Genomic DNA, 12824 nt, shown 5'->3' with positions numbered 1-12824 from the left:
CCTCTCTTTCAGTTGTGCGCCCGGTCGGGCGTCTCGGATTTTTCAAGGGTGTTGAGTGCCATGTTCTGTTGGCGCGAACCGGCTTGTTTAAGTTGCGCAACCCACTGCGGGTCGGCATCACCGATTTCGTTGTTGACGGGCAGATAGCGTTCAGGGAATTCCCAGATCAGCACCTGGGGCGGGCGGTTCTTGAAGTCGTCGCTCTTGAGGTAGCTGAGCATCGGCAGGATCGGGCCGTGGCCGTCTTCGGCGTAGCTGACCACGTCGCTGCCCAGGGCTTGCTTGAGCGCGCCGACGAAGTTCCAGTTGGGGTTGGCGCTGTAGCTGGTGCCCACCAGGGCCACTGGGGTTTCGCTGTCGCTGAACAGCGCGTCGTCGCCTTGGGTTTGCGCCAAGTGCGTGACGCGTTTTTCCAACGGTTCCTTGGGCGGCATCAGGTTTTCGAACAATGGGTCCAGGGGCAGGAACAGACGCAGGTCGCCGTTGTGCGGTTCGGTCTTTTCCGCCTCGGTGACAAAGCGCTGCGGTTCGCCGTGCAGGGGCGTCTTGTCGGCAATCGTCTTGGCCAGTTGCTTGGCGGCGATTTCGGCACCGTCCGGGGTCCAGTGGGTGTCGGTGCGCAGGAACACTTGCTTGCCGGCGAGCTTGGCCTGTTGCAGCGGGCCCAGCAGGTCGGGGGCGATGATCCTGTCGGCGGCGACACGGGCGTGGAAGTCCTGGTAGAGGTTGGCGTGGATGCTCGCCGGTTTCTCTTCACTCAGGTGTTCCGGGTACAGGCGCACCTTGGCCGGCACGATGGCCAGCACCAGTTGAATGCCCTGGGCCTTGAGCTGCTGGCGCACGCCTGCGACCAGGGCGTAGTTGCCTTGCAGGTTCTGGTCTTCGTTGACGGCGGGGTTGAACTCCTCGTCGCTGTACAGCCAGTGATCGCTGCCCAGCACCACGCCGGGGCGGCCTTCGTTGAACAGCTTGTAATCCAGCGCGGCCCAGAGATTGGTGCCCAGGCGCTTGATCGGGAACGCTTCGTCGTAGTGGGTCTCGATGGCCTTGGTCCAGCGGCCGTTGAGCACGGTGGCGTCGGCGTTGGTGCTGAAGCCCAGGAAACTGCGCAGCGACCAGGCGCCCAGGGCGAGCAGCAGCACCAGGAACAGGCTGATATAGAGGACGCGTAATGATCGGGTCATGGTCGGCTCCCTCAGAATTGGAAGTAAAGGAACGGCGAGAAACTCTGCGCCGACAGTTTCAGAATCGACGCCACGAACAGCAGCAGCACCGCCGCGCGCATGGCGTAGCGGGGCCAGTCGGCAGTCCAGTAGGCCGGTTGCACGGCGGCGTCACGGCCCACGGTGAAGCCGGGTTCGTGGATGCTGCCGGGGTTGTCGCCCGGTACGGCCTTGATCAGGCTCGGGTCGGCCGCCTGGGTTTTCTCGGCAGGGCGGTTGCTGTAGAAGTCGCGCAGGCCGAAGAACGCCAGGGTTGCGTAGGCCACCACCAGGGTCGCCACTTGCAGGCCGGTGAGGTTGGCGCGGTTGAGTTCCGACAGCGACCACTCGCCAAAGCTGAACATCGCACCGTACATACGGCCGGCGACGTGCAGGTTCTCGGCGCGGAAGATCACCCAGCCCATCACCACCAACAGGAAGGTCAGCGCCCAGCGGATCGGGTTGAAGCTGCGCGGCGAGGTGTTGAGGCCGATGGCTTTCTCGATCGCCAGCCACATGCCGTGCCAGGCGCCCCACACGATGTAGGTGATGTTCGCACCGTGCCACAGGCCACCGAGCAGCATGGTCAGGAACAGGTTGCGGTAGGTGATCAGCGTGCCTTTGCGGTTGCCGCCCAACGTGATGTAGAGGTAGTCGCGCAGCCAGGTGGACAGGCTGATGTGCCAGCGCCGCCAGAACTCGGTGATCGACTGGCTGATATACGGCTGCTTGAAGTTTTCCATGAAGCGGAAACCCATCATCAAGCCCAGGCCGATGGCCATGTCGCTGTAGCCGGAAAAATCAAAGTACAGCTGCGCGGTGTAGGCCAGCGCGCCAAGCCAGGCATCGCCAGTGGTCGGGTTTTGCAGGGCGAAGCAGTGGTCGGCCACCACCGCCAGGGTGTCGGCGATGAAGACCTTCTTGATGAAGCCCTGCATGAACCGCGTACAGCCCTCGGAGAACTTGTCGAGGGTGTGGGTGCGGTTGTTGAACTGGTCGGCCAGGTCGCGAAAGCGCAGGACGGGGCCGGCGATCAGGTGCGGGAAGATTGCCACGAACGCGGCGAAGTCGATGAGGTTGCGCGTGGCTGGGGTGTCGCCGCGATACACGTCGATGATGTAGCTGATGGACTCGAAGATGTAGAACGAGATCCCGATCGGCAACAGCACGTGGGTGAGGATGAACGGCTCCAGGCCCGCCGACTTCATCATCACGTTGATGCTGTCGACACCGAAGTTGGCGTACTTGAAGTAGCCGAGGATGCACAGGTCGAGCGCCACGCCGAGCAGCAGCCAGCGTTGGGCCGGCTTGGTGCGCACGCCGGCGGCACCGACCTTGAGGCCGATCCAGTAGTTCCACAGCGTGACCGCCGCGAACAGGGCCAGGAAGTCCACTCGCCACCAGGCGTAGAACACGTAGCTGGCAATCAGCAGCAGCAGATTGCGATAGCGTTGCCCGCTCAGGTAGTACAAGCCGAGAAAGATCGGCAAGAACAGAAACAGGAACACATTGGACGAGAAAACCATCCCGATCTCTCCATGTTTAAACCAACAGTCAAGGGCCGCAGCCCCCCCAAACCCCCCCACGAATTCGGGGGAGGTTGTATTGCTCAAATGTGGGAGGGGGCTTGCTCCCGATTGCGGTGAATCAGTCACTGGATGCATCAACTGACACACCGCTATCGGGAGCAAGCCCCCTCCCACATTTCTAACCGCGTTTCGTCAGCTGCCTTTGTTGCCTTTTTCGTGCGTCGGGTCGTAGACCTTGGTCAGGTCGCCGCCGAGGCGGAAGGTCTTGAACGGCTGCATCCCATGCTTGCGCTCGAGCACATCCGGCGCGCAGGTGTAGAGGGTGCAGAACGGTTCGAGCCAGGCGAATTTCATGTCCTCTTTGAGGTCCTTCATGTCCTGCTCTTTGCCGTTTTTCTGCTCGAAGATCTGCGGGTCCTTGACCCCGGCCAGTACCTTGTCGCCCAGGCGCTTGAGGGCACCGTTGTTTTCCTGGCGCAGATCCACCCCATTGACCAGGGCAAAACTGGCGATCATCGACAGCGGCGGCAGGGCGTAGTTGTGGTACGACAGCGCGCGTTGCTGGCGCTTCAATTCGTTGGGCAGGAAGCCTTGGTCATCGACCTGGTTGGCGCCGACTTTGTATTCCTTCACCGCCCAGTCGAACAGGTCGCGACGGTTGGTGGCGATGGACGTCGCCATCACCGACCAGGCGGCCCAGTAGGAGTGGTTGTTGGTTTTTTCCAGGGGCAGGTTGTCCCAGTCGCTCACCACTTGATCGGCCAGCCGGTTGAACCACGCCTCGATCAATTGCGATTCCTGCTGATGGTTGGCCAGCGGGTGCGAGTCGGAGAACTTCAAGCGCACATAGGCCGACGCCATGCTGCCCAGCGCCCATTTGCGCATGGACTTGCCGGTGTGGTTGAAGTCCTTGGACATCAACGCATCGGCCTTGGCCCACGACACCAGCCAGTTCAGCGTGCATTCGAGCTGCTCGGGGCGGCCGTCGCGCATGAATTGCATCACGCGCTTGCTGGTGTCTTTTTCCAGCTTGGTGATGTCGGCGGTGCTGTCGCGGAAGGCTTTCTCCGACTGCACGTTCAGCGTGGAGCGGGCCTTGTCCGAACCTTCGTACTTGCTGCGAAATTGCAGCGCGCCGGTATAGGGCGTCGGCATGGTGTCGCAGTCATTCTTGAAGTCACCGGTCTTGAACGCCTCGATCGGGGCGAAATAACCCTGGGGCGGACGCAATGGTGCGGCGGCATTCACGGAACCGGCGAAGATCGCCAGGCCCAGCAACGATGGAATCCATAACTTCTGCATAAGTAACCTCATTGCCCAGTCGAAGCGGTCTGTTGACCACCGGCCGGGAACACGTTGCGTGTGCAAATTTTCGCTTCGACTTTCTGCGCGGCAGCACCCGCTTCGGGGCCCTGTACTTCCACGGCCAGCAGGTTCTGCGAGGCCCAGTCTTCGTCGGTGCGCAGTTCAAAGGCGAAACGCCCGTCTGTATCGGATGTCTCGGGTTTATCGATCTTGAGGTCCTCGTGGCGCCCGTTCATGTACCAGAGGGTGGCTTGCAAGGTTTTCACCGACGGGTCGGCGAAGCGGATATCGACTTGATGGTTGGCGTTGCGCAGGTCTTTGTTCGAACTGTTGACCAGCAATTCGTTCTTGCCGGGTTTCAGGGTAGCGCTGGCGCTCATCTGCGCGGGCTTGCCTTCGCAGCCGTTGTCCAGCAGCGCCATCATCTGGCGGTAGATGGTTTCCTGGTCGAGACGGTACAGCGGCGAGAATTCCCAGATGAGGATCTTCGGCGGCGTCTTCTGGAATTCTTCGCTGCCCAGGTACTGGATCATCGAACCTTCCAGGCCGCCGCCGGGGAAGGCGACGTTGAGGATGTCGGCGCCGATTTCCTCTTCGAGGAAGCCAGCGAAGTTGTAGTTCTTGCCGCTGTGGCTGGTGCCGACCAGGGTGATCTGCGGGTTGCCCGAATCGCTGAACAGGTCGCCGTCACCGGCTTCGCCCTTGGGCTCGGTGGTGAACTGGTCCATGTACTGGATCGCATAGCTGGTGCCGCACAATTGCCCGGCCATGTTGTGCAGGGTGCCGGTCTTGCCCATGCGCCCGGAGCGCTTGGTTTCGAATTCACGCTTGGGAATATCGGCGAACTCAGGCATCGCGCGCACTTTGGCGCCGACGATTTTGGCGGTGCGCTGGGCGCCGTAAGGGGTCCAGTGCTGGTCGCCGCGGAAGTAGAAATCGTGGGCCGGCAACTCGTCCGGCAACTGCTCGTTGGTCAATGGCGACAGGTCCGGCACCACGTAGCCCATCTTGGCGAAACGGCCGAGCATGGCTTTGTAGTTGCCCAGGGCCTTGTCGAAATCGAACTTGGCTTTCTCTTCGGGGTTGAGCTTGTTGCGGTTCACCAGGCCACGGGTCGGCTGGTAGACCACCACCAGTTCCACGCCCTTGGCCTTGAACGCATCGTGCAGCTGTTGCATGCGTTTGTAGCCGGCGGGGCTGGTGTCGAATTCGGTGCGCAGGTCTTCCTGGGTACGGAACAGCCAGTCGCCCTGGGCTTGCACCAGGGTGGTGAAGTTCTGTTGGTAGCGCGTGGTGTAGTTCTTCGCGTCGTGGGCGGCCGGGCACAGGCTGCAGCACGGTTCGGCGGTGAAGGTCGGCGCTTTGACGGCGTCGGCGCGCACGCCCTGGCTGGCCGCGAGCAGGCCGAGGGTCAGACCCGAGAGGCTCAGCAGTTTGATCATGTGTGGGTGCATAAGGGTCATCCTCAGTCCTGCATTTCGGTCTGGCGTTCGACAGGGTCGATCAGCACGGCTTTGCGCTGGCGCACCAGCAGGTCGAGAATTTCTTCCTGACGATCGCCCAGTACGCCGGAGAAGCTGATGCCGCTGGATTTGGTCGGCGCCAGCATCGACACGCGGTACAGCTCGACGCTCAACGGCGAGTCGATGGACAGCGGCCCGCTGCCGTTGCCCGCCAGTTCACCGCCGACCACGATCAGCGAGACCTTGGTGTCGAACGGGTCGAGGGCGATGTCGCGGTCGGTGTCGGTCAAGTCCTTGATGTGGCCGTAGAGGCCGGTCAGGCCGTTGGCCATCGAGGTGTTTTCGTACAGCTTGATGTTCACGCTGTTGCGCACCCGGATGCCGTGACGACGGTTGGCAATCACCTTGTTGCCCCACAGCAGGTTGTCGCCGCTCTCATAGAGGGTGATGCCGTCGGTGTGGTTGCGGTAGAACTCGTTGTCGGCCACGAAGTTGTTGACGCTGTTACGGTCGAGTACCAGGCCCGAGAGTTTGTTGTCGTAGCTGCGGTTGTTGAAGATAAAGCTGTCGTTCACTTCCCGGGAAATGATGATGCCGTGCTTCTTCTTGGTGCCATGGACGGTGTTGTCCGCGATGATCAGGCCGTGGGAACGGTCGTGGGGGTCAATGCCGTAGACGATGTTGTCTTTGTAGGTGTTGCCCTTGATTACGAAGCTTGTGGTCTCGTAGCAGTAGAAGCCGTACCACATGTCCGAGAACTCGGAGTCGATGATCCAGCCGGTCGGCTCAGGACGTTTGAGCACCTTGGCCATGTTCGGCGTGTACTGGGAAATACTCACCCCATACGACTTGCTGTTGGCGTAGCCGAAACTGGCCATCTTGGTGTTGGAGATGTAGGTCTCGGTGCCGCCCCAGGCCAGCAGGAACGGGCGGAACTCCTTGGGCGACTTGAACAGCGCCGGGCCATTGGCCTTCTCGTTCCAGCCGGTGACTTTGGTATCGCGTACAAACAACTGGCCGTCGTTGATCAGGAACGCCCCGGCTTCCTGGGACAGCCGCAGTTCCTGGGTGTTTTTGTCGATGTCCAGGATGCCCTTGCGCCCGACCACGATCGGCAATTTGGCCAGGAATACCCCCGGCGCGGTTTCGCTCAGGTACTGCTTGGGCACTTTGCCGAGCAGGTCCTTGAGGTTCATGTAGCCGTCGTCGACAAAGATCGCCTGGGGGATACCGTGCTGGCGCACCACCCATTCGGCCATCTTGTTGTCGCCGCCGATGAAGTCCTTGAGGGCGTCTTCCTGCATCATGCGGCGGATGCTGATTTTGCCCGGTTTGCCGCGCACGATTTTCTTCTCGATGGCGGCGGCGGTGTAGCCCGACAGATCCGGCAGGGCCGGCTTGGGCATTTCCAGCGGCGCGGTGGGCGGGCTGGAAATGGTGTAGGTCTTGGCCTGTTGCAGTTCCTTGGCGATGGTCGGCGCCTTGGCCGCCGTATCGGCGAACGCTGTGGCGCTGGCCACCAGCATTGCCGCGACGAGTAGGCTTTGAGCATTCATTGCGCAGGCTCCCATCAGAATTTCCAGATCACGTCGACAAACGCGCGATGCATGTACGCGTCGACCTGGCTGCCATAGGCGTCGCCCGGTTTGAACACGCCGGCACGCAAGCGCACCAGGGCCGACGGTTCGTCGATCGACTGGCTCAGCGCGGCCGGCAGCAGGCCTTTCTTGAAATACTTGGTGACCACCAGGTCCATCTCCTGGCCCAGGTCTTTCTTGCCGTCTTCAAGGGGCAGGGAGGTGCTGGACAGGATCGCGCCGGTCACGTCGTCGGTGGTGTTCTGCACCGCGTCGATGCCGTTGCTGCCCACCGGCTTGTTGCCGTCGACGCGCCAGAACTTGTGGTACACCAGGCTGGCGTCGTAGTCCTCGCGCAATTGCCAGGCAGCGAACAGGCTCATGGACTGCATGTTGTTCATCTCGCCGCGAAACGCTTCGCCGAAGCGATGCAGGCGGGATTGGGTGCCGGTCCAGTTCGAACGGTTGCTTTGCAGGCCGTTCTGTTCGTATTCGGCACTGGCGCGCGCATACGCCGCGCCCACTTGCCACTGTGGGTCGAGGCGCAGGCGGATTCCCAGGTCGGTGGCCCAGCCATTCACGTCATCGCTACGCTTGGCGTTGGTCGGGCGGCTGCCGTCGGCGTTCAAGGCATTGACCTTGTCGCGGTCGCCGCTCATGCCGGTGAGGCTTGCCCAGTAGTTGACGGTATTGGTGTTGCGCCAGTTGTAGGCGTCGCTGTTGGCCTCGATGCCGAGCCAGGTCAGGTCGCCGTTTTCGCGCTTGTCCAGCGAGTCGGTGGCCACGCCCGGTTCGGGGTAGTCGAGCTTGCCATCGTCGTGGGTGTGGTGACCGCGCAGGCCGATCCACTGGCCCGGCATCCATTGGTAGGACGCGTCGGCATAGAGGTGCTGACGGTCCTTGTCCTTGGGCGACAGTTCCTTGAGGTCGGTGCGGTATTCGCTGAAGCGTTCGGCGACGCCGACGTTGGCCTTGAGCAGGGTGGTGTCGAAGGTCCAGTTCAGCGCCTCGATGTTGGTGTCGCGCCATTGGCCGTCGTCATTGCGCAGGCGTTGGCGCCCGAGCTTGAGGATCTCGCCGGGGTAGGGCGTAAAACCGCTGTAGCCGATCCAGAACTCGCGCAGGGCCAGGTAGTTTTTCTTGGTCTTGCGGTCGTTGTTGCTGGACTGCTCGGTGCTGTCATCCGAAGACTGCTGCAGGGTGTCGGTCTCGATGATGTCGCTCGATGCAACGGCCTGGCCCATGGCGTAGGCGCTCCAGTTGCCGCTTTCGCCATAGATCCACGGGCGCAGGTCGAGGCCGATGCCGTTGACGTCGCCGCCTTTTTGCGTGCCCAGGTCGCGGTCGTCCTCGGACTGGCCGGTGACTTTGACTTCCAGGCCGAAGTTCTTGGTTTCGGTCAGCGCGGCCAGGGTCGGGCACGACCACAGCAGGGCGAAGGTCAGGCCGATGCCGGCCTGCACGAATGGATTGAGCTTCATAGGGATTCCTCGCCGTCTTCTTCTTGCAGGGCGTGCAGTTGCTGCGTGCTCTGGGCCAGGGTGCCGCGCGCGGCCAGTTCCTGTTGCACCAGGCGTTGGCCTTCGGCGCGTTGTGCGGGCGTCAGCGGGGCTTCGAGCTGCGTGGCCAGGTCAATGGCCTCTGGTGTGCCCTGGGCTTTAGCCAATTGGCTGAAGACATAGGCGTTCAATGGATCGGGCTTGGTGCCCTTGCCTTGGGAAAACAATTGGGCGATGGCGAAGTCGGCGCTGTTCTGGCCGTTGCGCGCAGCGGTCAGCAGGTGATCCAGGGCTTTTTGCGGATACACCTTGCCCAAGTAGCCACGGCGGTAGATCTGACCGAGGTAGTAATCGGCGGCCACTTCCTTGCCCACGGCTTTTTCGAAATGCGCTTGGGCCGCCTTCGCGTCCGCCGGCACCCACTTGCCTTCGTAGTAGAGCTTGCCCAGCAACAGCTCGGCGCGCGGTTGGTCGGCGGCGCGGCCGTTGTCCAGGTACTTCATCATCTGGTCGACGTCGCCCAGCTCCGGGAAGTCGTAGAGCAATTGCGCCAGGCTGACCCAGGACGCGGGGTAGCCGGGGGCGATTTTTTCCAGCAGCGCCTGGGCGGTTTTTTCGTCCGGCGTGCCGAGGGTGGCATCGCCGAGTACACGGGCGACGCTGTCGACGCGCTGCGCCGTGACCGTGCCACGGCTGTAACCGGCTTCCATTTGCTTGAGCAACTCGGCCTGCTTTTCTGGCTGGGCTTTTTTCTGATAGACCGTGGCCAGCTCGACGTAGCAGATGTCGGTGCTGTTCAGCGCGGCCTTGCAGATGCGTTCGACGTCATCCAGATGCTGGTCGTAGGTGTCCTGGGTGCGATACAGCAGCACCTGGGCCAGACCGGCTTCCGGGTAACCGGCGGCCTGCCATTTATTGATCTGCTGCTGGGCGTTCACGTTGGGGAAGCTGTGGGGGTATTGCAGGTACAGCATCGCCAGCGGGATCAGGGTGTTGCCTTCGCCATTGGCAAAGGCTTTTTTCAGCAGGCCTTCGGCTTCATGGTGTTCGGCTTCGGTGGCGCCGGGTTTGGCCACCAGCAGGCGCCCGAGGCGGGCCTGGGCGCGCGGCGAGGTATCCGCTGCGGCCCGGTAGGTGGCCTCGGCCTGTTTGATCTGCGCCGGATCGCGGGTGCCGACCTGGATATCCGCCAGGCCGACCTGGGCCTCGCTGTAACCCAGGTCTGCCAGTTGTTGGTAATTCTGCTGCGCGGTGACGGTATCGCCACGCTTGAGGGCTTCGTTGGCCAGGCGCTGGTCGGGCAAACCGGCACAACCGGCAAGGCTCACCGCAATCGCCAGCAACGCCACCGGACCCCTGTGGGAGGGGGCTTGCTCCCGATACAGGCGACTCGGTCCGTCAGGCAAACCGCGCTGATCCCATCGCGAGCAAGCCCGCTCCCACAGGGACTGCGGCGTTTTTGAAAGATGCGTCACAGGCATGTCCTCGCTTACAGTCCGGCAGCCATGGCTTTATCGATCAGCCAGTTCAGCGATGGGCCACGGTCGCTGGTGACTTCCACCGGGCGGCCGGCGTAGGTGCTGTCCAGCGGCGCATCCGGCTTGATCTGCACGCGGATGTCGGAAGACAAGTCGGCGCTGTTCAGGCTGGTGCTGCTGACGATGGTGCCGGTGCGGATCTGTTCTTCGTCGGCCACCTGGAAGCTCACCGGGGTGCCCGGGCGAACGTCGGCGAACTGGCGATAGGTGAAGCGTGCTTCCACATTGGCCAGGCTGCCGCGCGGTACCAGTTGGAAGATCACATCGCCCTTGCTGGCGTATTGACCGTCGGCGACCAGTTGCTGGGCCACGATGCAATCGCAAGGGGAGGTCAGGGTGCCGGTCATTTGCTTGCCGAACAGTTCTTCGACCTTGGCCGGTTGCAACTGCTCTTCGTCCAGATGGCCCTTGAGTACATCCAGCATGCTGGTGCTGAAACTGGCCAGTGGCGCGCCTTTGGCCGCGACCGCATCGCCTTTGAGCAGGCTTTGCACGGTGCCGTCGCGCGGCATGGTCACGTTCATGCCGGGCACGCTCACCAGGCCGGCCTGGGCGTGGGTGACGAAGTACATGCCATAGACCGATTTGAAGACAAAACCGAACGCCGCCAGGCCGACGATGAAGATGCCTGCGCTGAACACCACGGCGCGCAGGCGGCCGGCGGCGCTCATGTTGCTGCCGCCGTCCTTGACCTTGCGCGCCTTGGTGAAGTTGTCGCGTTGCAGGGTGGCGAGCACGTCGCCCATGGTCACGATATCGCCGGACAAGTGCGAAGTGATCAGGTGGCGCAGGGTGGAAATGTCCTGGGCGTCGAGGTTCTGGAACTGGCAGCCGGTGCGACCGGTCTGGCGGTCGTAGGAGCGGATCTGCAGTTCCACATCCATGGCCAGGCCGAGGTTATCGATGACGAATTGCAGGCGACCCTTGTGCACTTCGCCCACGGTCAGCGGCTGGGTCGCGGTGAATGCCAGGCCGCCGGCGGACAGGTCGATGACCCGCGCTTCGGTCTGGGTGCGGTCGGTGTTGAAGAAGCGCAGCTTGGCCGGGATCTTGACCCGGGCATGTTGGCGCTGGGCTTCGGATTCGTGGACAACGTTGGCGTTTACTTGGCTATTCATGGTGTGTAGTTCCTAGTTAATTCAGGCTTGGCAGGGTCAGACCATCATCAGCAACACGGCAACGAAGATGCTGCCGGCGGAGAAGGTCATGGTCCGAGACGACCAGGTGTTGAACCAACGTTGAAAGCTGGCCAAATCGCGGGTCAGTTTGGTGTCCTGGCGAGTCCAGGACTGTTGATCGAGGCGGAAGAACACGTAGATCTTCACCAGCGCGCCCATGATCTGGTTGTAATAGAGAATCACCGGGTAGGCCGGGCCGATCGTGTGGCCGGAGCACGACAACAGCAGGGTCAGGATCAGGCGGGTGATGCCGATCCACAGCAGGTAGGCGAGGATGAACGCACCGCCGTACTTGAAGGTGGCGATGATCGCTACGGTCAGGCCGAGCAGGGAGGTCCACATCGACACGCGCTGGTCGAACAGCACCACGCTGGTGAACAGGCCGAGGCGGCGAACCCCCAGGCCCAGGGCGCGGGAGTTCTGGCGCAGGTTGTTGCCGTACCAGCGGAACATCAGCTTGCGGCTGGCCTTGATAAAGCTCTTTTCCGGCGGGTGTTCCACGGTGTTGATCGCGGCGTCCGGCACGTAGAAGGTGTCGTAGCCCAGGCGCATCAGGCTGAACCAGCTGGACTTGTCATCGCCGGTCAAAAACTTGAAGCGGCCTAGGCGCCAGTGTTGCAGCGAGTCGCTTTCCACATCGGCGATAAAGCCGGGGTCGGTGACTACGCTGGCACGGAACACCGACATGCGCCCGGTCATGGTCAGCACGCGCTTGGACAGGGCCATGGAGCACATGTTGATGTGACGCTGGGCGAAGCGCAGCTTGTGCCACTCGCTCATGATGTAGCCGCCGCGCACTTCGCAGAATTCGTTGGTGGTCAGGCCGCCGACATTGCCGAACAACTGGAACCACGGCACGGTTTTGCGCACCACGCCTTCGGCGAGCACGGTGTCGCCATCGATCACAGCCACCACGGCACGGTCGTCCGGCAGGTGGCGCGAGATGGCGCGGAAACCGAAGGCCAGGCCATCGCGCTTGCCGGTGCCGGCGATGCGCACGAAGTCGAGCTTGACGTGGTCCGGCGGGTTCATGCGTTCCCACAGGCTTTTCACCAGCAGCTCATCGGACATTTCCACCAGCGAGCAGACCACGGTGGTGGGGAAGCCGCACTCGATCGCTTCGCGGATCACCGAGCTGTAGACCTGGGCGGTGGTCAGCGCATCGATGCGGAAACTGGTGACCATCAGGAACACATGGGACGGATCCGCGGCCTTGCCCAGCTTGCGCACTTTGCGGCGCAGGTGCGGGTAGACCACGTACAGGAACAGCATGCCGCGAAAGAAATGCGTCGCACCCATCGAGTAGCGCCAGATACCGACGGCGCCAATCAGGAAAATAAAATTCTTCGACTCGGAGTCGAACGTACTCGCCGGCAACAGCAGGGCGAGTCCCATCAGCAGGCTCAAGAACAACAGCCAGCCGGCGGATTGGAGCAGTACGTGTTTTAACTTGGACATAGGCGTCATCCGCAGGTGAAGGAGGCTTCGCCCTGCAAGCGCTGGGGATCAGGACGCTTGCAGGGCGAAACTTGC

At 62.2% G+C, this 12824-nt stretch carries 9 protein-coding genes; all 9 read right to left on the bottom strand.

Annotated elements, in window-relative coordinates; translation table 11 throughout:
* Positions 1-8 precede the first annotated feature (8 nt).
* The 9 genes from BLR63_RS17465 to alg8 all read right to left on the bottom strand — a co-directional run bounded on the left by BLR63_RS17465 (position 9) and on the right by alg8 (position 12749).
* Complete coding sequence (locus BLR63_RS17465; protein ID WP_010565652.1) at positions 9-1184, bottom strand: alginate O-acetyltransferase; 1176 nt, start codon at positions 1182-1184, stop codon at positions 9-11.
* 11 nt (positions 1185-1195) lie between these two features.
* Complete coding sequence (locus tag BLR63_RS17460) at positions 1196-2728, bottom strand: MBOAT family O-acyltransferase (protein ID WP_010565651.1); 1533 nt, start codon at positions 2726-2728, stop codon at positions 1196-1198.
* 195 nt (positions 2729-2923) lie between these two features.
* Positions 2924-4033, bottom strand: coding sequence for a mannuronate-specific alginate lyase (locus BLR63_RS17455; protein ID WP_010565650.1), 1110 nt, complete (start codon positions 4031-4033; stop codon positions 2924-2926).
* 8 nt (positions 4034-4041) lie between these two features.
* The gene (locus BLR63_RS17450) at positions 4042-5490 is read right to left on the bottom strand and encodes an alginate O-acetyltransferase (RefSeq protein ID WP_010565649.1); all 1449 of its coding nucleotides are present in this window, start codon (positions 5488-5490) and stop codon (positions 4042-4044) included.
* Positions 5491-5501: 11 nt separating this feature from the next.
* Positions 5502-7070 carry a mannuronan 5-epimerase AlgG gene (gene algG, locus BLR63_RS17445; protein ID WP_042947007.1) on the bottom strand — a complete coding sequence of 523 codons (1569 nt, stop codon included), beginning with the start codon at positions 7068-7070 and terminating at the stop codon, positions 5502-5504.
* On the bottom strand, positions 7070-8557 hold the full coding sequence (locus tag BLR63_RS17440) for an alginate export family protein (RefSeq protein ID WP_010565647.1): 1488 nt from the start codon (positions 8555-8557) through the stop codon (positions 7070-7072). The genes algG and BLR63_RS17440 overlap by 1 nt, the downstream gene beginning before the upstream one ends.
* Positions 8554-10056 carry an alginate biosynthesis TPR repeat lipoprotein AlgK gene (algK, locus tag BLR63_RS17435; protein WP_231998082.1) on the bottom strand — a complete coding sequence of 501 codons (1503 nt, stop codon included), beginning with the start codon at positions 10054-10056 and terminating at the stop codon, positions 8554-8556. Before algK ends, BLR63_RS17440 begins: the two co-directional genes overlap by 4 nt.
* A gap of 8 nt (positions 10057-10064) precedes the next feature.
* Positions 10065-11231 (bottom strand): alginate biosynthesis protein Alg44, encoded by a 1167-nt coding sequence (locus tag BLR63_RS17430; protein ID WP_010565645.1) that lies wholly within the window; start codon positions 11229-11231, stop codon positions 10065-10067.
* Positions 11232-11267: 36 nt separating this feature from the next.
* Positions 11268-12749 carry a mannuronan synthase gene (gene alg8 / locus BLR63_RS17420; protein ID WP_162097534.1) on the bottom strand — a complete coding sequence of 494 codons (1482 nt, stop codon included), beginning with the start codon at positions 12747-12749 and terminating at the stop codon, positions 11268-11270.
* Positions 12750-12824 lie beyond the last annotated feature (75 nt).

Origin of the sequence: Pseudomonas extremaustralis, from assembly GCF_900102035.1 — a bacterium.
GTDB classification, from domain to species: Bacteria; Pseudomonadota; Gammaproteobacteria; order Pseudomonadales; family Pseudomonadaceae; genus Aquipseudomonas; species Aquipseudomonas extremaustralis.
Note: the sequence above shows the minus strand (reverse complement) of the source record. Positions and strands in the feature narration are given on the sequence as shown.